This window comes from Paraburkholderia caffeinitolerans, assembly GCF_902859945.1.
In the GTDB taxonomy this organism is placed as follows: domain Bacteria; phylum Pseudomonadota; class Gammaproteobacteria; order Burkholderiales; family Burkholderiaceae; genus Paraburkholderia; species Paraburkholderia caffeinitolerans.
Genome location: NZ_CADIKL010000005.1, coordinates 64553 through 86621 on the forward strand (window position 1 = coordinate 64553; position 22069 = coordinate 86621).

The following is a 22069-nucleotide window of genomic DNA, read 5'->3' on the forward strand; positions in this document are numbered from 1 at the left end:
GGATGAACCCTGGGCGGCTTTTGTTATGCTACGGTTTTTAAAATAACAGCGAAGCCACCATGAATTACCCTCATCCGATCATCGCGCGCGAAGGCTGGCCGTTCATCGCCATTGCGGCCGTCGTTGCGCTCCTGATCCATGCGGTCGCCGGCTTCGGTCTCGCATGGCCGTTCTGGCTGATCCTGATCTTCGTCGTCCAGTTCTTCCGCGATCCGCCGCGCCCGATTCCCACCCAGGCCAACGCCGTGCTGTGCCCGGCCGACGGTCGCATCGTTGCGGTCGAAACCGCGCACGACCCGTACGCCAACCGTGAGGCGCTCAAGATCAGCGTGTTCATGAACGTGTTCAACGTTCACTCGCAGCGCTCACCCGTGGACGGCGCCGTCGCCAAGGTCGAGTACTTCCCGGGTGCGTACCTGAACGCCGCCATCGACAAGGCCTCGACCGAGAACGAGCGCAACGCCGTCGTGCTCACGATGGCCGACGGCACGACCGTCACCTCGGTGCAGATCGCCGGCCTCATCGCGCGCCGCATTCTTTGCTACGTGCGCTCCGGCGAGCCGCTCTCGCGCGGCCAGCGCTACGGCTTCATCCGTTTCGGCTCGCGTGTGGACGTGTATTTGCCGGTCGGCAGCCGCCCGCGCGTGTCGATCGGCGAAAAGGTGTCCGCTTCGTCGACGATCCTCGCCGAACTGCCGACGCAATCGGCATAAGGGGGGGCAGCGATGGCCGGACTCAAACCGCGTCGACCCCGCAACCCCGCCGGCGCGCCGTTGCCGCGCCCGTTTCGCCGCAACAAGGCTGCGGTTCAAGATACCGTGGGCCTTGCCGCGAGCCGTCGCGCCGCGCGCCAGGACTTCCTGAAAAAGCGCGGCATCTACTTGCTGCCTAATGCGTTCACCACCGCCGCGCTGTTTTGCGGCTTCTTCGCGGTCGTGCAGGCCATGAACGTGCGCTTCGAGGTGGCGGCCATCGCCATTTTCGTGGCGATGGTGCTCGACGGCATGGACGGGCGCGTCGCGCGCATGACGCACTCGCAGAGCGCGTTTGGCGAGCAGTTCGACAGCCTTTCGGACATGGTTTCGTTCGGCGTCGCGCCCGCGCTCGTGATGTACGAGTGGGTGCTCAAGGATCTCGGGCGCTGGGGCTGGCTGGCGGCGTTTGTCTACTGCTCGGGCGCTGCGCTGCGTCTCGCGCGCTTCAACACCAATATCGCCGTGGTGGACAAGCGCTTCTTCCAGGGCATGCCGAGCCCGGCTGCGGCGGCGCTGATCGCGGGCTTCGTCTGGCTCGCCACTGACAACCGTGTGCCGGTGAAGCTTTCGTGGCTACCCTGGACCGCCTTCGCGCTGACGATCTATGCGGGCGTGACGATGGTTTCGAACGCGCCGTTCTACAGCGGCAAGGCGCTCGACGTGCGGCATCGCGTCCCGTTCGCGGCCACGCTGCTCGTGGTGGTGGCGTTCGTGCTTGTGTCGTCCGATCCCCCGTTGATGCTGTTTGGCCTGTTCGTGCTCTACGGTCTTTCGGGCTATGTGTTCTGGGCCTGGCAGGGCATTCGCGGGCGCACGAACCCGGCGCGATCCTCGCCGCGCGAGCGGTAGGGCATCGGCCGGCGCGGCTTGCCGGCGGCTGGCCGCAAGGCCAGGCAAATCTGCAAAGGGCTGCGCTTGAAAGAGCGCGGCCCTTTTTATTTTGGCGTCGGCGGCCGGGCAGGTGCAATTGCGCTATCGCCGGATTCCCGCTATAGTCGGCAGCATGGACACCATCCAGTTCCCCCTCTTTCCTCTTCAAGCCGGCGCGCTGCTAAGCACGCTAGCGCTAGCGCGCCTGCCGCGCTGATCTCGCTCGCCCTCCGTCTGCTTCGTTCATTGTCAGCGTCGCCAACGGTGGCGCGAACACCCGAAATCCGTTTTTAGACACTGAACAAGTCCCCTTGGAGACCCGAAATGGCAGCAGACAAGCTCATCATTTTCGATACGACGTTGCGTGACGGCGAACAATCGCCCGGTGCGTCGATGACGAAAGAAGAGAAGATCCGCATCGCGAAGCAACTCGAACGCATGAAGGTCGACGTCATCGAAGCAGGCTTCGCGGCCAGCTCGAACGGCGATTTCGACGCGATCAACACGATCGCCGGCATGATCAAGGACAGCACGATCTGCTCGCTCGCGCGCGCGAACGACAAGGACATCCAGCGCGCCGCCGACGCGCTCAAGCCCGCCGATCACTTCCGGATTCACACGTTCATCGCCACCTCGGCGCTGCACATGGAGAAGAAGCTGCGCATGTCGCCCGAGCAGGTGTTCGAGCAGGCGAAGCTGGCCGTGCGCTTCGCGCGCAAGTTCACGAACGACGTGGAGTTTTCGCCCGAAGACGGCAGCCGCTCGGACATGGACTTCCTGTGCCGCGTGATCGAAGCGGTGATCAACGAAGGCGCCACCACGATCAATATTGCCGATACGGTGGGCTACGGTATTCCGGAGCTTTACGGCAACCTCGTCAAGACGCTGCGCGAGCGCATTCCGAATTCGGACAAGGCGGTGTTCTCGGTGCATTGCCACAACGACCTCGGCATGGCCGTCGCGAACTCGCTCGCCGGGGTACAGATTGGCGGCGCGCGCCAGGTGGAGTGCACCATCAACGGTCTGGGCGAGCGCGCGGGCAACACCTCGCTCGAAGAAATCGTCATGGCCGTGAAGACCCGCAAGGACTACTTCGGCCTCGACATCGGCCTCGACACCACGCAGATCGTGCCGGCCTCGAAGCTTGTCTCGCAGATCACCGGCTTCGTCGTGCAGCCGAATAAGGCGGTGGTGGGCGCGAACGCGTTCGCGCACGCTTCGGGCATCCACCAGGATGGCGTGCTCAAGGCGCGCGACACGTACGAGATCATGCGCGCGGAAGACGTGGGCTGGAGCGCGAACAAGATCGTGCTCGGCAAGCTTTCGGGCCGCAACGCGTTCAAGCAGCGCCTGCAGGAGCTCGGCATTGCGCTCGACAGCGAAGCCGAACTCAACAGCGCATTTGCGCGCTTCAAGGAGCTGGCTGACCGCAAGGCCGAAATCTTCGACGAAGACATCATTGCGATCGTGACCGAGGAGTCGGCGGAAGCGCAGGAGAAGGAACACTTCAAGTTCGTCTCGCTCGCGCAGCATTCGGAGACGGGCGAGCGCCCGCACGCTCGCGTGGTGTTCTCGGCGGACGGCAAGGAAGTGACCGGCGAAGCAGCGGGCAATGGCCCTGTGGACGCCACGCTCAACGCCATCGAAACCGAAGTGGGCAGCGGCTCGGAACTGCTGCTGTACTCGGTCAACGCGATCACGACGGGCACCCAGGCGCAGGGCGAAGTGACCGTGCGCCTCTCGAAGGCGGGCCGCATCGTCAATGGCGTGGGTACCGATCCGGATATCGTCGCCGCTTCGGCGAAGGCGTATATCTCGGCGCTGAACAAGCTTTATTCGGGCGACAAGCTCAATCCGCAGCGTTCATAAGCGGCGCCACGCGGCTCAAATGACAAGCCCCCGTGCTCCAAAGGTCTTATTCCCTAACCGTACATAGTATGGAAGTGAATGGCCGTAACGGGCTTCAAATATTGAATCTTTAGCTGCGCTCGTTGCGATGCATTAATACATCGCAATGCATCGTAACTATCAAGCGCCGATGACAACATCGGCGCTTTTTTCATGTGAATTTGGGAAGTTCGTCGCCCAGTATCTTGCGAAGCGCGCGGGCAAAGCCCACCTCGAATACCGTTCGACCACGCTCGTTGACGATTTCACCGTGGCTGCCTTCCTTCAAACCGCGCTCTTCGAGGTAGTCAGCCGACACCGCCTTCTGCAAGGCTTCGCGCTCAGACGGTGTAAGTTTCGCCGATAGAGCGAGCAGGGGAACCCGCGGAGCACCGGGGGCAGCAGAAACCGTCGCGTCCATGGGACGCCGCTCCACGGTCACCAGCGTGTTGGCTTTCAGCACGTTGATTTGAGCCTTGAGCTTGTCGCGCTCAGCGATGATGGCCTGCACGATGGAGCGGATGGCTGGGTCCTCGATACGCATCAGATATTCATGGCTCGCCAGGGTCTTCGGCAGCTTAGGCGCGGCTGGGCCGACATACGCGGCCCAGGCTTCGATGAGCGTGCGGTAGTCGGCAGACGGAGCGTTGTAGAGGGCACGCCCCTTCAGAATACCCTCGGCTTCCGCTAGACGGCCGATGTTGGGCAGCGAGAAGTCGCGCGAGCCCGCCGCATGCTGCCGGCGGCAAAGTTCGTGCATCTTCGCTAGGTTTGCTCGTCGGTTCGAGCGCCCGCCCTTGTCGAGCAGCGACCCCAGCACGGCGTCCGGGTGAATGTCCGTCACGCCATTCATGTTTCATCTTCCTTCAGGGACCAGAGCGCGGTGGGTAACGACTGGGCCGATTGCGCGGCGGGTAGCAGCGAGTCGAGGTCCACGTCGAAGCGCTGGCTGAGACGCGCGCCTGCGTCCATTAGGCGAATCACCTCCCTCTGCCCCAGCGCGGGATTTTCAGGGTTCATCTGCTGGGCAAGTCGTCGCATAAAGGCGTTGCCCGCGAGCAGTTGATCATGCTCGCTCAGCAGCATGAACACGGGCGGTAGGTCGTCGCGATAGAGTACGCTATCGAGCAACTGGCTGCGACGGAATACCGCCTTGCCGGGCTCTAGGTCGGGGTAGGCCTCGACGCTGTCGCAGACAACGGCCAGCTGGAGCAGTTCGGACTCTATCTCGTCGAAGGCAACCTGCACATCACTAACCGCGCCGGCCGTGACCAGTTGCATCCCGTCGCCAGGGGGAGCTTCTAGTGAGGACTTGCAGCGTTCGATGAGACGCCAGCAGGCCACTAGGTCTTCCGCCAGGTCGCTGAAGCGTTTCATTACGCTTTCCCACACTCGTTCGGCCTGCCGGTAGGCGTCCTGGCGAGCGAACGGCTGCCCTGCGTCCTCCGCATCCGCCTTCTCCTTTTTCAAACCATCCAGCTCCTTTTCGCGAGCAAGACAGGCGTTGCGGGACTCGTCGAAGTGATAGGCAAGCGTGTTGAAATGCGCTGCCAGCGCAGGTAAGTGGTGCGGCTCGGTCACGAACCAGCGGCAGCGCACGCAGTTGCGACTGCCGCCAGGAACAGGAGCATACTTGGCTCTCACTGACGAACCACCCTTGGCGATCATCGGCCCGCCGTTGTAGCAGCCACCCACTGCGCTGTTGTCCTCGAATTCGCTGGTGTTGCCGCCGACCAAGCACAGCCCGTGATGCATTGGCATCCAGCCCAACGGGTTGCGCGTGGCCGGGTGCTGGGGGATCGCCGCAGCAAGACTTGGTACGCTGTTGCAGATGGCCCTTTGCAACAACTCGTCGTGCTCGGTGTCGAGCAGGAAGTTCTCAATACTCCTTTCTTTGCCAGCCTCTAGCCGCTCGGCGGCACTAAGCAATACGTCGCGAATATGCGTCGCGCCGGGCTTGGTGTAGTAGAGCGTCATCAGCAGGCGGCTGTGGCCGACCAGCTTTTGCAGTATCGGAAACGGTACCTGCCCTTCCAAAGCCAGCGCGGTAATGAGGGAAACACGCAGGCTGTGAAGTGGGAAGAGCGTTACGGTGTAGTCGTTGGTACCGCTCTTGGCCCTTACTTCCAATGATGGAAGTAAGTGAATGGGCGACCCGTTGCGGTGCGTTTCTCCACGCTCAGCCAATCGCAATTCCAGTGAAGCAAGCAGGAGAAACCATGGTTTGTCCAATGTATCTGCGGTCAGCGGCAGATAGTGTTCGCCGTCGCGTGCTTCCGGCATGCGGAATAGAAAGCAGGCGTCGGGATAGCCCGCCAATTGCATTGCGCTTTTCGCATGAAGGTGGCGGGCGTCCAGTTTTGCCCAGGCTGTGCGCCGCGCGACGGGGTTGTACTTCTCTTGCCAGTTACGCAACTTCTCCAGCCAGTAAAACACGTCTTGGTGCACCGGCCCGCTAGAAGACCAGGGCAGCACGTAGCCCTTGTCAGGACCGGACTTGGCGATGTCGGCGGTCTTGTTGGTGTTGATATAGAGCACAGTTGGCACGGCCTCGCCATCGGTAAGCGGGTTGCCGCGGCGAAACACCCCTTGCTGCAAGGGCCGTCGTTCGCTGCCCTGTGCGAGCCGATTCGGGTTTGGCGCCCAGCCACCTTTCGCGTAACGCCATGTATCGGCTTCGCCTGAGTCGAGCATGCGGACCTGGAAGGTGCGCAGTGGCAGGATGAGCTTTACCAACAGCGCGATCCAGCGCACCGGACTCCACATCTCCAGCACCTCGCCGCCGCGATAGTTAGGGGTAGCCAACTTGCGCACCCGCCACACGCAATCCGGGTCGCTCGGATCTATTTGCGCCTCGGTCACTTCGAACCAACTGCCTGCGCCGCGTCCGCGCTGGCCGGTATCCGCGCCCATGGCGCGCTGCGCCCACTGCCAGTCCCGTAAGTGTGGACCTGCAGCGAGCATCTGGCGCAGTTCGTCGATGTAGCCGTAGGGCAGCGGAGAATGCACACTTTCGTCGCGCGTGGGCTGGCCGCCCTTGGACATCCGAGGCACGGGGTTTCGAAAGGCTGGCGAGACTTCCGGTTGGCCTTCGTCACCGGTTTCGCTGAACTCGCGCAACAGCACAAAGTGCAGGAAGGCCTGGACGTAGTTGTTAGTTGTGATGCCTCTTCGAGAATCAGGGCAGGCTGTGCGGTAGAAGTCGGGCAGAACCGTGCCGCGAGCCAGGAACGTCGCCGGATCGAGCGGAACACCCTGCTGGCCAAGGTAGCGCTCGAAGAAAGACGCCAAGGCCGTGAGTCTGTTCCCGACGCCTCTCGTTTCCCCTTTGAGCCATTCCGTCGCCAACGCGCGCCAGACAGACAGATGCGGATAATCGCGCTCGACCCAACCTAAGTTCACGTCGTTAGCACGCGTTATCCCTTTCACTTTGCGGGCGACGGCAGTAGATGCCGTGGGCGTAGTCGTTGTATTGCCGTCGGTCATGCTGATCTCTCAGTCGTTGAGTTCGATGGCCGGTGGCTGTCGGCCCCGCATGGACAACTCCCTGGCATGCTTGTCCCGCGACCGCTGTGCGGCCACTTCCAGCGCCACCAAAGCCTCGTGGGTGGTCGCTTGCGTGTACACCACCTGGCTCTCCTCAGAAGCGTGATGCATGAAGCGTCGGATGAGCGACTTGTCGACGCCAGCGTTGCGCAGCCGGCGGCCATAGGCGTGACGGTGGCCATGTGGTGTCGTACCCAGTGTCTTGCTGATCGCGAGTCCGATCCGTTTGCAGGCGGCGGCATGCGCCTTGTTGTACTGGTTCAGCGTATACATCGCGCCCATAGGTTCGCGGCTTAGGTTGATGAAGGCAAAGGGGTGGTCGCGCTCGACGCGAGCAACCTGCTCAAGGTAGCGGTACCAAAGTTGCAGGAACCACTCGCCATATTCCGGCAGAAACCAATACGCTTGCTTGTAGTAGGCCGCATCGTGCATGCCGCCTTTCCAGCCGGCGTGGCGGCGGTCCAGCACCTTAGTACGCGGCACGAGGCCGAACTGCCGGGCTAGGTACTCCGCGCGGTTGCCTTTGCGCGGCTTGCCCCTTTCATCGCACCAGTCAGCGGGCGCAACACCGTGGCTCGGGTGATGGATGAGCACCTTGGCTTGGCGCGGATTGGCCGGATCAGGAAACACGTCCGAAATGTAGAGGTGGAAGGGCTCCGACTCGCGGAAACCGGCCCCGTGCAGCAGCAAGGTGATGAGCATGCCGCGATAGTCTTGGCGTCCGGCCACGCTGAACCCCTTGGCGAGCAGTTCCTCGAAGCACTTCTCAGGGAAGGCCGGGGGCTCACCTCTTTCGACCTTAGGTAGGCGTTGATGCCGGACACGATGCCCGGTTTCGCTGGGGGATGCGTTCGTCGTCCAGGTGTGACCAAGGAAAGCTTTGTTGCGCCGGAACTGATAAGCAGCCTCGTCTATCTGCCGGTCGAAGGCCCCGCCCGCATAGCGTGGGTTCACCTGAGCAGCCTCGGGACTCATTTCGCCGAGCCAGTCGAAGAAGTCTGTCAGGTAGGTGACGATGTGCGAAGCGTCCTGCGGTGAGCGAGGTGCCCAGCACAGGTCACTGGGGTCCAGGCCGGTCTGGCGGTCGAAGGTGCCTGTATAGAGCCGTTGGGCAAAATTTTGAAACAGACGGTAGGTGTCGCGCTCGGCGGGGTTGGATTGCAGGTATTCGAGGAACATCCGTACCGAGCGGGTCACTTTGGACATCCAGGTCAAACTACGGTCGTGGCTCCGATACAGGCAATAATCGAGCAAAGGCTCCAACACCCCGGCCGGTGTCAGCAACGCAGGCATTTCGGTGTAGGCCCCTGTGGCGTCGGTGTGGACACGGGCTTTGACGGTGACGAACATGGGAGCTAGACAGCAAGACGACGCAACAAGTCAGTCGCGGCTTTGAAATCGACATGGCGCACATGCATGACCAGGTCCACTGCACCGCCTCCGCCTCTCTGGAGCCGTGTGTCGAAGAACTTGGGGCCGCGAAGGAGCAATTCGAAATCCTGTCCTTCAGCATTGACGTGATAGCGCTGCGTACCCTGCGCACTCAGGGGCTCGAAAGTGTCGTCGACCTTTGCGTAGCACCCCAGCTTCCCCAGCACGAAGAGGGCGTCAAGCGCCCGCCAGCGTTCTAGCGTCAAGTTATCCACAGACCGTCGACCCATCCGCTCCTCCCCCGGACCCCCACCTGCTACTCGTCTTTCAAAGAAAGACGGCTACTCGAACAGCCAAAGACATCGCTGCATCTGCCCGTTCGCTATACATTCGATGCATGTTTACGGCATAACTACGAAAACATTGAGACAAAAAAAAGCCCCTTCGAGAGGGGCGTGGAATCCTTCCGGCAGCTAAACCACCCTAACTATGTATTGATCGTTGGGGGGAATAACCAAAGAACGTGGGGTTTGGTCTAGCTTTTTGCGCCATGTCTGAGACACGGTGCTCGATACCGTTCAACAAATACTACTTGAACGCTGGACTTATAATCGTCGAGATGAGTTGCACAACGGCCAGATGCGTCGCCTCGGGAATCCCGTCGACGTTAGGGTCGACGATATTTGCGACCGAGTTGATTAGACCGACATCCACGCCGCGCCTGAGGAGAGAAGCCTCCAACGCCGGCGTGTGTGCCAGCGATGCCTTGCCCTGGCGAGCCGCGAAGGCGCCCGCGATGGCATAGCAGCCCCAGTTGGAACATGCCGCTGTCACGAGCACGTCCGTTCCTGTCACCGCGCCGATACCCTTGCTGCCATCAGGTCGCTTGTCGCCAAATTTGACGTGCTTCTGAACGGCGTCCATGACGACGCCCATACCAATCTCGTTACCACCATCGCCGACAGCCACCGTCGGGATTTTCCGCGCGATAGCCTCATCGAAGAGGAAATCGATGCGAGCCCGTCCCATTCCGTAGTCGATACCACGCATGCTGCAGTAAATGCCGTCGACGTTGCGACCGACGCGCTCCGTCGAGAAGAACAGTGCCGGGTCGTATTTGTCGAGAAGCGATTTCGAAGCGTCTCTTGCCGCCGAGTCCTCGACAGGGAAAGGCTCGACACACACAACGGCCAGGCTGCCATCATCGCGCGCGATCACGGCCTGCTCATAGGGAAGAACAGTCAGACCCGCCGTCGTCAGAATCGCCGAAGTAGTCTCGATAAGCGTCTCTTCGACGAAGGTGATGCAAAGCGCCTTCTTCGCCAGTGAGAGCGCGCGCACGACTGCCGCAAGTCCCGCTGGACCATCGTTCTCGCCGATGGATGGCGAAATCCACGCGCGTGACACCGAACCTGTGGTCACAAAGACGTTCGCTTTTTCGGGGATGGCTGCGAGCGCATCGGCCGCGGCACCCACGAGGGAGCCGCCTTGTCGCTCCCGGGCAGCCAGATAGACATGCTCGACGCCGCGTCCGCCCAAGTCCAACGTGATAAGTGCATCCAGCCTATCATCGACGGCACTGAAAATACTTGAAGTCATATATAGCTCCCTACGATAAGGCGCTTGATTGCGTCGGGGTTATCGATGATTTTCGCGACCTTATCGAGAGACTCCATAACCGCCGTCACAACAGCATCGAAGCCCCCGACGCGACCCAGAGCATCGAGCGTCGGTTTGAGACGCAGCGATACGCGTGCACCCGGTTGCCCGTGGGTGTTCACGGTCAATACGCCGTAGTCCTGAAGCAGAACCATGCCGAGCGCCGATGTGGCTTCGCACGGGACGACGACCGGCTTCGAACCTGTCTTGCCCGCGAGCTTCAGGAGCACACGGAGTACCGCGTCTTCGTCGACCATCGGTCCGAGGTCGCTGCGTTGGACAAGCTCCTTGCCCAACTTCGCTTCGAGTACGGCTGCAAGCTGTTGACCCGCGGCAGACTCCTTGCGGAGGTCCTCAGGTTCATATTTTTGGAGCGACCGGAATACAGCGGCTGCTATCGGAGCCCGCGCCTCCATACCAAACTCAGCGCCCTTTGCCGCTGCTGCTGTAACCAACTCCGGGCGCCCCACAAGGACGCCCGCACGCGGGCCCGACAACCCCGCCTTATCGCAGTTCGTGATGGAGATATCCGCACCCATCTGAAGACTCAGTTGACCGCCGTGCAAGACGGTGCGAAGACGTGCGCCGTAAGCTTCATCAAGAAAGACCTTCGCGCCAAGTGCGTGAGCGAATTCAGTGACCTGGGTCGTGATGTGGTCGTCCAGACGCTCGAGACTGCTTGTCACAGTGGTAATGACCACGAGAGCGGACGCGTTTTTCTGAATTGCCGCCAGCCACTCTTTATCGCCCTGCACCTCAACTACGGGGACGCCCGCGATTTTCGAACCGCGGAGCACGGAGGCGTGCGAGCGTCCGCCAGGCGGGACCACGGACACGACAGGCTTTCCTTCGGCTAGCGCGGCGATTGTGGCGATGATGCCGGCGCTGGTTCGATTGAACGTAGCAACTGCATCGTCTGTTTTCCCACCCATGTGACCGATTGCGACCTGGCGCAGCGACTCCGCTTCGAGTCCCGGCCCGACCCACTCCTCGCAAAGCGTGGCGATGTCTTCAGCTTTAATCGGAAAATCGCGCTGATTGCCAGTGAATACGCCTATCGACTCCGCGCCAAGTGTTTTCACCCGTTTCGCCGCGACAGCCTGTCCATGGCGAAGCCGGAGTGCCTCGTCGATGCTGGAGCGAATGATGGAGCCTCGGGCAAAGCCGACGGTTGGGTCGATGGGGTTTCCGAAACTGTCCGTTTTTACGGGACTAACACTTGCAGCTTTTGCTGCATTGCTAATGTCCTTCACGTCATTCATGACTTACACCTGTTAATTCAGTTGGGTGCTGCTGCGAGAGATTTGCCGGTGCCTGTCGTTCATAGCGACACAGTAACAATGCTTCGTAATAGTTCGACAAACGAGGTGTGGCCCTGCCAGTTGATGCCATCCACCGCGGCCTCAGCTTTAGACGTGGCCCCATCCCGCGCGCCAGCTTTCACCGTTGCTTCAATCAGCTCGTGCTCCAGCGCTTGCGTATGAAGCACGTCGATGTTTCCCGTCTGTGCTGCAAGCGCAGCGGCGATTGCGTACGCACCCCAGTTGGAAACCGACGCGCTCACAACGACGTCGGTTGCCGTGACCGTGACAACGCCCGACTCATGACCCGCCAAAGATTTCCCGCCCAGCGGATGAACGGCGGTGATAGCGTCTCGTACCGCGCCAAACCCAACTTCATTACCACCATCGCCAACGCCAATCGTCAGCACCCCGCGTTTGCGCGCAAAATCGGCGAGCAGGTAAACGTGACCGACATCTTCAGGGTTGCGACAATCACCTCGTACCCCGTGGAAGTAGCCTTCCTTGTTCGGGCCATCGCGTTCAACGAAGACGACCGCCCTAGGTCGGTACTCTTCCATCAATGTTTGCGCGATTCTGCGGCCAGGCTCAAGACCCAGCGGGAAGCACACTGTCGAAATTGCGGCGGGGCCGCCCATTTCGGCATTGATGGTTGCAGCAACCGCCATCACGGGGGCTACATGTGCATCTTCGGTGACAAGGACTACGCGCACACCGAAGGCGGCTATCAGCGCACGGGCCAGGACCGCGGCGCCGACCGGGCCATCTGTTTCACCTTGCGGCAGCCTAGGTGGTGTACCAGCTCCCGTGGCAATGAAGACGATGTCGCCGCGGGACAACGTATCGGCGAGTTTTCGCGCCGCGAGTGAACTGAGCGGCTCTCCATGGTGGGCGCGGCACACGTTGTACATCGGCACCACATAGCCTGCTGGAAGGCCGCCGTTCAGAGGGCGAATTTCAACCGTCATAAGACGGTCAATCCGCTCACCTGTAATCTGGTCGTTCGTCGGAGTCATTGTTACGCTCGTTTTAACGGTCGATAGGCTCACGATATGTCTCCTTCACCAGAAGGACGCAGACCAGTGAGATGATTGCCGCCAACACCACGTACCACGAGACCGACATGGAGTTGCCACTTCGCGCCACGAGCCACGCGGCAATCAATGGCGTCGGCGCACTGGAGATAATTCCGGAGAGCTGATACGCGGTCGACGAACCGCTGAACCGGTAACGAGTCGGGTACTGCTCAGCGTAAATAACGCCGTGCAGCGAGCCGGTGGACGCGTGGCCGATGCCAAGGCCCAAAGCAAGTCCGACCGTGATAAGTGCCGGGTTCGCAGTATCGAGAAGCCAGAACAGCGGAAATGCGTAGAGCGCAAAGAAAATGGCACCAAACCCGTAGACGACTCGCCGGCCAACCTTGTCCGAAAGCCATCCGAAGAAGGGTTGCATGAAGAGGTCAACTGCGGCTGCAATGAGTAGGCCCGTCGATGCGACGCTTCGCGGCAGATGTAGTGTTCCTGTGATGTACGTCAACGCATAAACGGTGATGAGGAAGTAGCCGACATTCGCCACGGTCTGGAAGAACACCATGATGACGGTCTTCTTCTTTTCGTTCTTCCACACTTCAAGCAGCGGGGCGCGCGAGACGTTGCCCGACTCTTTGACCTTCTCGAATGCTGGCGGCTCCGACACCTGCAAGCGGATGTACATCCCGACTGCCAGCAGGGCGAGGCTGAAGATGAACGGCAATCGCCATCCCCATGCGAAGAACTGCTGGTCCGGCAACGCAGAAACGAGAGCGAATGCTCCGGTAGACACCAGCAAGCCGGCCGGTACACCCATTTGCATAGTGCTTCCGAAAAGTCCTCTGCGCCCCTCTGGCGCGTGCTCGACTGACATCAGTGCTGCGCCACCCCATTCGCCACCCAAAGCGAAACCCTGGATGACGCGCAGGAGAATCAGAAGCGCCGGGCTCCAGTGACCCGCCGAGTTGTACGAGGGCAGAAAACCGATGCCGGCGGTGCAAATCCCCATGACAAGCAGGGTGAAGACCAGCATCTTTTTGCGGCCCATCTGGTCACCGAAGTGACCGATGACCATACCTCCGAGCGGGCGCAGCACGAATGCAACGGCGAAGGAAGCCATCGAAGCAAGCGTTGCCAGCTCCGGGGTTAAGTCATTAAAGAAGACTTTCGGAAATACCAGTGCTGCGGCTGTACCGTACAGAAAATAGTCGTACCATTCGACCGTCGTGCCAATGAACGAACTGAATGCTGCTCGCGTCGAAACGCTTCGAGCCTCCTTAGCTTCGTCCGAAGCCGTTGCTGCCAGATTTGCGCTCATGATTAACTCCCAACCTGTTGCCCAGTAAAGGTGTGGTGGTCACCCGGTCGGTCGCCGGGCTACCTTATCTGCAGCGGTTACACGTTGATGGTTACGCTCTTTCGCGACGTGTACGCTTCCAGTGCGCCTTCAATGGAATACTCGGCACCGATGCCGCTCTGCTTCGCGCCACCGTACGACATACCCGGAATCTGGCCGCCAGCGCGATTGACCTGCAACCAGCCCGCGTCGATTTGTTCCGTGACGCGCAGCGCCGTGGTCAGGTCATTTGTGAAGACATACGCAGCGAGGCCATAGACGGAGTCGTTCGCCCATTGCAACACCTCCTCGTCGTCCTTCCAGGGCAATGCCACCAGAACCGGGCCGAAGACCTCTTCGCGGCACACGCGCCAGCTGTTGTCGACGCCAGTGAAAATCACGGGCTCAGGGAAGAAGCCTTTGGCTTCTTCGACCGTCGGCGGCAGCGCGCCTGTCAGAACCTTCGCGCCGTTGTTGATGGCTTCTTCGATGAATGCGCGAACTTCCGAGTAACGTTCGGCGCTGATGATTGCGCCGATGTCGCTCGATTCGTCCAGTGAGTCGCCAATTTTCAGCTCCTTCACTTTGGCGACCACTTTGGTCATCACCTGGTCCCAGACGCTTTCGTGGACGTACAACCGCGAGCCAGCGGTACAGGACTGACCCTGGCGGGCGAAGCGCATCGCATTGATGATGCCGGTGACCGTCGAGTCGATATGTTCCGGGGTCGCCGCATCCGGATAGACGATGCACGGGCTCTTGCCGCCGAGTTCAAGCGTTGCGTGACCGATACGGTCTGCAACTGCGTGACCGACCAGTTTGCCGACTTCCAGCGAACCGGTGAACGAAACCTTCGCGACATTCGGATGCGCCGCGAGCGGCGCGCCGGCATCGATACCCGTGCCAGTTACCACGTTGAACACGCCCGCCGGGAACAGACCGGTCGCGAGTTCGGCAATTTTGATAACAGCAAGCGGCGCGTCTTCGGCCGGCTTCAGAACCAGCGTGTTGCCAGTGCCAAGCGCCATGCCGATTTTCACGGCCGCCAGGACAACCGGTGAATTCCACGGGATAATGGCGCCGACGACGCCGAGCGGCTCACGCGTCGTGTAGCTGAAGAGACCCGGACCGAGCGGTAGTGTTTCACCCTTTTGTTCAGCGATGACACCGCCGTAGTAACGCAACACTTCAGCGGCACCCAGAACTTCCGGGCGGCTTTGGGTGCGCAGCGCATTGCCGCTTTCCGCAGCGAGAACTCGAGCGATTTCTTCAGCGTTGGCGGTAACGCGATTGCCCAGTTCAATCAGGAGGGCGCCGCGTGCACGCGATGCCAAGCGACGCCATGCCGGGAAAGCAGCACTCGCTGCGGTAACGGCCGCCTTGACGTCTTCTTCGTCGCTCGCACCGATGGAGACAATCTTCGTGCGGCGCGACGGATTTTCGACATCAAGGGTCTTGCCCTTTGCGGGGGTGCGCCACTCGTTGTTAATCAGCAGGCCGGTAATGCCCGCCTTCGGAACGACGATTTCGGCGGATACGTTGTCGGTCATGGAATTCACGTTATTTCCTTTGGTGTTCAATTGACTTACAGGGCGGCGGGCAGGCTAAGGCGCACGCCAAGCAGCTCTTCGTAGATTTCATTCACGCTGGTCGAATCCTTACCGCCGAGACCCTTTGCGCGAGCCGCGTTGTAGGTTTGCAGCACGAGTTGGCCGAGCGGCATCGGAAGATTCGAGAATTCGTCGAGGCACAATTTGATGTCTTTGTGCATGAGGTCGATGGCGAAGTTGGCCGGGCGCTGCTCGGTGAACAGCGTCTTCGGCAGGTAGTCGAGCATCTTGCTACCGGCGAGGCCAGCCGTCAGGACGTCGCACAGCACGTCGAGCTTCGCGCCTGCCTTGACGCTGGCAGTAAGCACTTCACCTAGGGCGACGGTATTGATTGCCGTGAGCAGGTTGTGGCTTAGTTTCGTAAGCTGACCCGCGCCCGTATCGCCGCAATGCACGACGCGGCCGGCCAGAACTTCGAAAATCGCGTTCAGTTTTTCGATTACTTCGGGCGAGCCACCGACCATCAGAACTAGCTTGCCGTTCTCGGCGCCTGCAACGCCGCCGCTCACGGGCGAATCGACGAAGCTAACTTTCTTTGCTGCGGCTGCAGCAGCAACCTCTTTGGTCGTCGCCGGGTCGACGGTGCTGAAGTCGACAATGATTGCGCCTTCGGCTGCCGTCTGCAGAACACCGGTTTCGCCAGTCACCGCATCGCGCAGCGTCTTCGGGCTCGGCAGGCTGAGGAGAATGCGTTCTGCGTCTTGTGCTGCGTCGGCAGGGCTCTTCGCGGCGATTGCACCCTTCGATGCGAGAGCGTCAACGGCTGCCTGGCTAGGGTCGAACACGCGCACCTGATGACCCGCTGCGACCAGACGGGCTGCCATACGGCCACCCATGCGTCCCACTCCGATAAATGCAACCTTCATTTGAGCTTCCTCCAACTGGAATCTGATTGGTTAAGCCGGGCAAAACGCGCAACACCTAAGTCATTGTCAGTCAAGGGTTTTCCCTTGTTTCGACCAGAAATTGCGTGCCGGTGATGTGACTATAGGAAGACAAATTCAGAAAAAAAAGACGACACTTTTTGACCCTATGAGTAAGTTTCGCTTACCATTCGCTCCATATCCTTGTAGGAGTGCGGGATGCTCAACCTCAGCCGCCTTCATCTGTTGCATGAGTTGTCGGTCCTTGGAACGATTTCGGCGGTCGCGGAAGCGGTCCGTCTCACGCGGCCAGCCGTTTCTCAACAGCTCGCCCAACTGGAAGAGGAACTCGAGACGGTTCTAATCGAGCGGTCAGGTCGCGGCGTCCAACTGACGCCTGCCGGACGGCGTTTGGTGGCAAGAGCGACTGGCTTGTTCGAAATGGTTGCGGATATTGAGTCCGAGGTCGCTGCCGCGAATGTGGAAGTCAGTGGCGAGGTGCGAATGTCGGCATTCGGGTCGCTGGCGAGCAGTGTCGTGCCGGTCGCCATCAGCCGACTACTTGAGCAGCACCCTCAGTTGAACGTCATCTTTACCGAACTGGAGCCATCCGAAGGCCTGAGAGCGGCCGCGGCCAAGCAGACCGACCTCGCCATCGTGGATGACCTCGTGAGCGCCGAAGCACTCGCAAGCGCCCTTGAGTTTCATCCTTTATGTGTTGACCACTTTGATGCGGTTGTATCGTCGAAGCACAAGCTTGCTGGACGAAAATCCATTGCGTTATCGGACCTCGCGCACGAACGCTGGGCGTTGAATCAGTCGGCGGCGACGTACCACACGTTCCTTCTGAACGCCTGCTATGCAGGCGGGTTCACCCCGAAAGTGACGACAAGCAGCCGCAATACGGCAGTCACACTGGAAATGGTCCGGACCGGCTGTGCCGTCGCTGTGTTGCCACGGCTCGCCCTGCGGCAGGCAGAGAAAGACCCCGACTTCTCTGTCATTCCAATTGACCCCGTGTTGAACAGGCGCGTATTCATTGCCTTGCCACGCGGGACCGCAAAGCGGCCCGCTATCGCGGCAGTTCTCGATGCTCTAACGTTGGCCGCTGAACCGTCCGAGTGAAGGCCAAACCCGTGCCGGTCCCATCACAAGACCAGGCGACCAGTTGAGTGCCTTTGCGCTCAATACGAGCGGGGCATTTCCGACGCTTAGAGGCGTTTTCGGATGATTTCTGCGACAGCGTCAACGTCTGTTTCGTCGTTGAAAATGCCGAACGAAATTCTGATGCCATCTCGCTCTGGCGATACGCGGACATTGTTCTCCGAGAGATACGCCAACCAGTCAGGCGAGAGCGCCATCGTGTAAATGTGCGCACGCTCCGTCGCATTCCGTGGCCCGACAAGTCGGATGCGAAGGTCATCGAGATGCTCGATAAGTCTGTCCCCGAGTCTGAGGACGTGCGCCTCAATGTTGTCGACGCCGATGCTATCGAGCAAACTCAACGTAGCGCCCAGCGCATGAATCCCTGGCAGGTTGAAGTTGCCGAGCTCGAATCGACCAGCCCCTGCTCGCAGAGCGACATCATCGGGACGTGCTATGAAATCGGCCGGCGGATTCGCGAGCCCAGCCGTGGCGAGATACACGGGCTCAAGGCTTTCGAGGCTTGAATCGACGTAAAGGAACCCAAGCCCTTGGGGCACCAGCAGTCCTTTGTGGCATCCGGCCGCCAGAATCGAAACCCCAAGGTCTTTGACGTCAAGCGGCAAGACTCCGACCGACTGCATTGCATCGACAACGAGATAAAGAGCATTCTCTTTGCAAAGCTGTCCGATAGACCGGATGTCATGTCGCTGCCCGGCGTGAAAGGTCACGTGCGAAAGCGATATCGCTCGCGTTTTGCAGTCGACGTAGGGAGCGAAAGTCTGGGCATTCGCAACCTCTCCAGATAATTTGACGAACCGCACCTCGACACCTTTACGACGCAAATTCAGCCACGTATAGGCGTTGTTGGGATGGTCGCCTTCAATCAGCAAGACGTTGTCGCCAGCGTTGAAATCAATCGCATTGGCTGCGATGTTGAGGCCTTCCGACGTGTTCTTAGTGTATGCGATTTCGTCAGGAGATGCTCCAATGAATGACGCCAGGCCCCCCCGCACCTGTTCAACCCGGGCCAGCCATTTCGGCTTTGGGCCTGCCATCTCAAAGCTTTCTGCGAGAAAGTCTTCGACTGCCACCTTTGCGGTCACGCCAAGTGGCGTCTGATGTGCCGAGTCCAGATAGAGCATTTTGCTTGCCGCAGGAAAATCTGCCCTGATTGCTGCGTTATCGAGGAGTGTCATGAGCATTCATCGTTGCGCGCCTGAACGGGCGCTGCAATTGGAAGATGGTTACGGGAAGGCCTGCGCCACGAAAACGCTCGTCGGTGGCCGGGGTTTCATTTAGGCGTGTGCCAACACCTGACCAAGAAATTCGCGTACACGCGGATGAGCTGCGTCGCTGAAGAATTCGTCCGGCGAGGCGTCGACAAGGATGCGGCCGCCGTCAACGAAGATGATTCGGTCGGCAACTCTCCGTGCAAACGACATTTCGTGGGTGACACAAAGCATGGTCATACCCTCCGTCGCCAAAGCAACCATCGTGTCGAGAACCTCTTTGACCATCTCTGGGTCCAACGCCGATGTCGGTTCATCAAAGAGCATGACACTCGGACTCATGCATAAGGCCCGTGCGATGGCCACTCGCTGTTGCTGACCTCCCGAGAGTTGGGGAGGATATTTTCCCGCCTGATTTGCTACGCGGACCTTGGTGAGCAACCGAGTCGCGATTTCTCTTGCCTCATCCTTGCTTACTCCGTTCACTTTTACGGGCGCGAGCATGCAGTTTTTGAGCACAGTGTAGTGCGGAAACAGATTGAAACTCTGAAACACCATGCCTACATGGCGACGTACATCTGCTGGCTTCTGGTATCGCTCGCCGGTTTGTGGGTTCCGGACAATGACCTCTCCGCCGTCAATGTCCTCCAGCCCGTTGATGCAACGAATGAGCGTAGATTTTCCGGAGCCCGATGGTCCGCAAATCACCACTTTCTGTCCAACGCCAATCTTCAGGTTGACGCTGTTGAGAACTGTTTGCGCCCCGAAGCGCTTGGTTAGCGATACGAGTTCGACGACTGGGGTATCGGTTGCATTCATTTCTGCTCCCTGTAACGGGCGATTGGGTGGAGTCAGTTGGCTGCGGTGACAACGATCGGAGCCGGAATACGTGTTTCGCTCTTTGCCTGGCGACGCGCCCGAAGGTAGTCAGCAAGCTCCGCCACACCGGAGCAGATTACGAAATACACGACTGCTGCGAATGTATAAAACTCCACAAGCTTGCCGTCACGCTGGGCAATCTTCGAGGCGGCCCCGACAAAATCCGTCAGCGACAGGACGTACACAAGAGACGTGTCCTGGAACAGAATAATTGCCTGGGTCACCATGATTGGAATCACCGCCTTAAGCGCCTGTGGAACGATGACGAGTGAATACGCATGCCAGGTCGAAAGACCCAAAGCTTTCGCTCCCTCATATTGACCTCTCGGCACGGACAGCAGACCCGAGCGGATGATTTCGCAGAAGTAGGCTGCCTCAAAAAGCGTGTACGTAACGAAGGCCGTCAGTTGCGGACTTACCGAGACCGAGATTCCCACCGGAGAGAAATGGCGAAGCGCTAGCGGCACAAGAAAGAAAAACCAGAACAGCACCATGATGAGCGGAATTGACCGCATGACCGTCACGTAAGCCCAGACGATACGGTCGAGCACCGGGACCCTGATGTGACGAATCACGGCGAGGACTATTCCGATAGCGAGACCGCCGAGAAACGCGAGGAAAGTGAGCTTGAGGGTGAACACCATGCCCTCGCCGAGATACGGGAGTGCGCGCTGGATGGCGCCAAAGTCATACGTAGTCATGCCTGCCTCTATACCTTGCTGACCGTTGCGACGTTCGATTTCACGGAAAACCGCCGCATGACAATCTCAGCCGCGCCATAAATGACTATGGAGAGGACGAAGTACGTCGCTGTGACGACGCTGAACGATTCGAACGTTCTGAACGTGAACTCATTCATCTGCTGTGCCTGCGCTGTCAGGTCCAGCAGCCCAATTGTCATTGCAACCGATGTGTTTTTGAGCAACGCCAATGCCTCACTGGTAAGCGAAGGCGCCATTGTTCGTAGCGATTGGGGTACCAGAATGCATGCGTACGTGGTGAAGCTAGACAGCCCCAGCGCATTTGCCGCCTCGCGCTGTCCTTTAGCCAACGACTGAATCCCCGCGCGGATCTGCTCTGCGACGCGCGCCCCGGTGTACAAGCCGACAGCAATCAGTGCAGGCACGAAGCTGGCCCACGGTGGTGGCATCTGCTTGATTGCATGTCCCAGTCCGACAGGCAAAATCTCAGGGAAAACGAAGTACCAGAGAAACGCCTGAAGTAGCAGAGGGACATTTCTGAATACTTGAACGTAAGCGCGACTTAACGTGCGGAGCATCTTGCTACGCGATGTCCGACCCGACCCAACCAGCACTCCGAGCGCCGCCGAGATGACGGCGGCGCCGAACCAGAGCAGCAAAGTCCAATAAAGGCCTGAGAGCAACCAGTTGAAGTAGTGATTTCCGTCGACGGTTGTTTCGAACAGGAGTTGCATGGGTGCCCCCAGTTGAAGAGCAGCGCTGCTGCTCCGCACAGATTTATGAAGGCAACTTGTCGCTTGGAGCCTTGACGCGCACCTTCAGGTCATCGCTCATCGGGAAGTTCAGTTTGATTCCGCGCGGAGGAATCGGGTCTTCGAACCATTTAGCGTAGATCTTGTTGAATTCACCTGAAGCCATCAGCGACTTCAATGTGTCGTCGACCGTCTTCTTGAAGGTGGGGTCGTCCTTCGCGAACATCAACCCGTAGACCAGCGAGTTATATGATTCCGGGAGGAACGTAAAGGCAGCCGGGTTCTTGGCGTCAGCTTTCTTCGCGGCGAGGAGAATGTCGTCCTCGATGAAGGCAGCCGCGCGACCGCTTTCCAGAACGAGCATGGACTCGCCGTGGTCATGTGCCGGAATGAACTTAAGGTCGAGGTTGTTCTTCTCGCTGATTTCCTTCGCGAAACCCAAAGCGTTTGAGCCCTGGGTGTAAACCACAGTCTTACCCTTGAGATCAGCAGCCGACTTGATGCCCGAATCTGCTTGCACGAGCCAGCGCGTATGGCTGACAAACGTACCGACCGAGAACCCGACCTGTTTTTGGCGGTCAAGGCTGTTCGCCGTACTCGCGCATTCAATGTCGACGTTTCCGTTGTTCACGAGCGCGATACGATTGGCCGAAGTGACCGGAACATTCGTCAGCTTCAACGCCGGCATGGTCTGCTTCAGTTTGTCGACCACTGCGTGACACAGGTCGACCGAGAACCCGACGTAGTTCTGGTTCTGGTCGAGGTACGAGAACGGCACAGAAGCATCCCGCACTCCCAGCCGTATTTCGCCAGTGCTTTTGATTTTGGCGAGCGTGTCGGCGGCGTTGGCCTGCACCGAAAACATCGTACTTCCCGCAACGAGAAGAACCGCTGGAACGAAAAGTCTGAACAGCATTCCGAACTCCTGTGTTGTCGCGTATTCACTGGCGCAACGATGTCTCCCGGCGCCGGCATTCGTAGGTGGATTTATGCGCACCGAACGACTGGGTGCAGGAAAACTGTAGGCATCCAAAAAGAATAAAAAAAGATGACCTTTTCTTTCCCAATAGGAAGGAAAAGGTTTCGTTTATTTTGGTGCTGGATGCCGCGAGAACGGGGAGAACGCACGCGTGCGA

Annotated in this window: 19 protein-coding genes; 4 read left to right on the forward strand and 15 right to left on the reverse strand. The window is 59.5% G+C overall.

Annotated elements, in window-relative coordinates:
• Positions 1 to 59: 59 nt before the first annotated feature.
• From HV773_RS06290 to HV773_RS06300, 3 genes are all read left to right on the forward strand, one after another.
• On the forward strand, positions 60 to 713 hold the full coding sequence (locus tag HV773_RS06290; RefSeq protein ID WP_129561590.1) for a phosphatidylserine decarboxylase: 654 nt from the start codon (positions 60 to 62) through the stop codon (positions 711 to 713).
• Between the two features lie 12 nt (positions 714 to 725).
• Positions 726 to 1604 carry a CDP-diacylglycerol--serine O-phosphatidyltransferase gene (gene pssA, locus HV773_RS06295; RefSeq protein ID WP_129561591.1) on the forward strand — a complete coding sequence of 293 codons (879 nt, stop codon included), beginning with the start codon at positions 726 to 728 and terminating at the stop codon, positions 1602 to 1604.
• Positions 1605 to 1949: 345 nt separating this feature from the next.
• On the forward strand, positions 1950 to 3494 hold the full coding sequence (locus tag HV773_RS06300) for a 2-isopropylmalate synthase (RefSeq protein ID WP_129561592.1): 1545 nt from the start codon (positions 1950 to 1952) through the stop codon (positions 3492 to 3494).
• A 190-nt stretch (positions 3495 to 3684) separates the two neighbouring features.
• Here HV773_RS06300 and gmtX read toward each other — a convergent pair whose 3' ends face one another.
• From gmtX to HV773_RS06350, 10 genes are all read right to left on the reverse strand, one after another.
• The gene (gene gmtX, locus HV773_RS06305) at positions 3685 to 4365 is read right to left on the reverse strand and encodes a gamma-mobile-trio protein GmtX (RefSeq protein ID WP_175194378.1); all 681 of its coding nucleotides are present in this window, start codon (positions 4363 to 4365) and stop codon (positions 3685 to 3687) included.
• On the reverse strand, positions 4362 to 6998 hold the full coding sequence (gene gmtZ, locus HV773_RS06310; RefSeq protein ID WP_175194379.1) for a gamma-mobile-trio integrase GmtZ: 2637 nt from the start codon (positions 6996 to 6998) through the stop codon (positions 4362 to 4364). The genes gmtX and gmtZ overlap by 4 nt, the downstream gene beginning before the upstream one ends.
• Before the next feature lie 9 nt (positions 6999 to 7007).
• Positions 7008 to 8408, reverse strand: coding sequence for a gamma-mobile-trio recombinase GmtY (gene gmtY, locus HV773_RS06315; protein WP_175194380.1), 1401 nt, complete (start codon positions 8406 to 8408; stop codon positions 7008 to 7010).
• Positions 8409 to 8413: 5 nt separating this feature from the next.
• On the reverse strand, positions 8414 to 8695 hold the full coding sequence (locus HV773_RS06320) for a hypothetical protein (protein ID WP_465263027.1): 282 nt from the start codon (positions 8693 to 8695) through the stop codon (positions 8414 to 8416).
• A 322-nt stretch (positions 8696 to 9017) separates the two neighbouring features.
• Positions 9018 to 10028 carry a glutamate cyclase domain-containing protein gene (locus HV773_RS06325; protein WP_115783740.1) on the reverse strand — a complete coding sequence of 337 codons (1011 nt, stop codon included), beginning with the start codon at positions 10026 to 10028 and terminating at the stop codon, positions 9018 to 9020.
• A complete protein-coding gene (locus HV773_RS06330) occupies positions 10025 to 11350 on the reverse strand; it encodes a PLP-dependent aminotransferase family protein (RefSeq protein ID WP_115783741.1) in 1326 nt (441 codons plus the stop codon). The genes HV773_RS06325 and HV773_RS06330 overlap by 4 nt, the downstream gene beginning before the upstream one ends.
• A gap of 59 nt (positions 11351 to 11409) precedes the next feature.
• Positions 11410 to 12405 carry a glutamate cyclase domain-containing protein gene (locus HV773_RS06335; RefSeq protein ID WP_115783742.1) on the reverse strand — a complete coding sequence of 332 codons (996 nt, stop codon included), beginning with the start codon at positions 12403 to 12405 and terminating at the stop codon, positions 11410 to 11412.
• A 13-nt stretch (positions 12406 to 12418) separates the two neighbouring features.
• On the reverse strand, positions 12419 to 13735 hold the full coding sequence (locus HV773_RS06340) for an MFS transporter (RefSeq protein WP_115783743.1): 1317 nt from the start codon (positions 13733 to 13735) through the stop codon (positions 12419 to 12421).
• Positions 13736 to 13812: 77 nt separating this feature from the next.
• Positions 13813 to 15303 (reverse strand): aldehyde dehydrogenase family protein, encoded by a 1491-nt coding sequence (locus tag HV773_RS06345; protein ID WP_115783744.1) that lies wholly within the window; start codon positions 15301 to 15303, stop codon positions 13813 to 13815.
• Between the two features lie 35 nt (positions 15304 to 15338).
• Complete coding sequence (locus HV773_RS06350) at positions 15339 to 16229, reverse strand: NAD(P)-dependent oxidoreductase (protein ID WP_115783745.1); 891 nt, start codon at positions 16227 to 16229, stop codon at positions 15339 to 15341.
• Between the two features lie 216 nt (positions 16230 to 16445).
• On the opposite strand from HV773_RS06350, the gene HV773_RS06355 reads away from it, so the two are divergent.
• A complete protein-coding gene (locus HV773_RS06355; protein ID WP_115783746.1) occupies positions 16446 to 17351 on the forward strand; it encodes a LysR family transcriptional regulator in 906 nt (301 codons plus the stop codon).
• An 86-nt stretch (positions 17352 to 17437) separates the two neighbouring features.
• Here the strand turns inward: HV773_RS06355 and HV773_RS06360 are convergent, their stop codons facing one another.
• The 5 genes from HV773_RS06360 to HV773_RS06380 all read right to left on the reverse strand — a co-directional run bounded on the left by HV773_RS06360 (position 17438) and on the right by HV773_RS06380 (position 21849).
• Positions 17438 to 18568 carry an aminotransferase class V-fold PLP-dependent enzyme gene (locus HV773_RS06360; protein ID WP_115783747.1) on the reverse strand — a complete coding sequence of 377 codons (1131 nt, stop codon included), beginning with the start codon at positions 18566 to 18568 and terminating at the stop codon, positions 17438 to 17440.
• Positions 18569 to 18667: 99 nt separating this feature from the next.
• Entirely contained in the window at positions 18668 to 19420 is a 753-nt protein-coding gene (locus HV773_RS06365) for an amino acid ABC transporter ATP-binding protein (protein WP_115783748.1), read from the reverse strand.
• 32 nt (positions 19421 to 19452) lie between these two features.
• Positions 19453 to 20181 carry an amino acid ABC transporter permease gene (locus tag HV773_RS06370; protein WP_115783749.1) on the reverse strand — a complete coding sequence of 243 codons (729 nt, stop codon included), beginning with the start codon at positions 20179 to 20181 and terminating at the stop codon, positions 19453 to 19455.
• Positions 20182 to 20189: 8 nt separating this feature from the next.
• Positions 20190 to 20915, reverse strand: a complete 726-nt coding sequence (locus HV773_RS06375) for an amino acid ABC transporter permease (protein ID WP_115783750.1) — start codon at positions 20913 to 20915, stop codon at positions 20190 to 20192.
• A 43-nt stretch (positions 20916 to 20958) separates the two neighbouring features.
• Positions 20959 to 21849: a transporter substrate-binding domain-containing protein gene (locus HV773_RS06380; RefSeq protein WP_115783751.1), complete on the reverse strand. Its 891-nt coding sequence runs from the start codon at positions 21847 to 21849 to the stop codon at positions 20959 to 20961.
• Between the last annotated feature and the right edge of the window lie 220 nt (positions 21850 to 22069).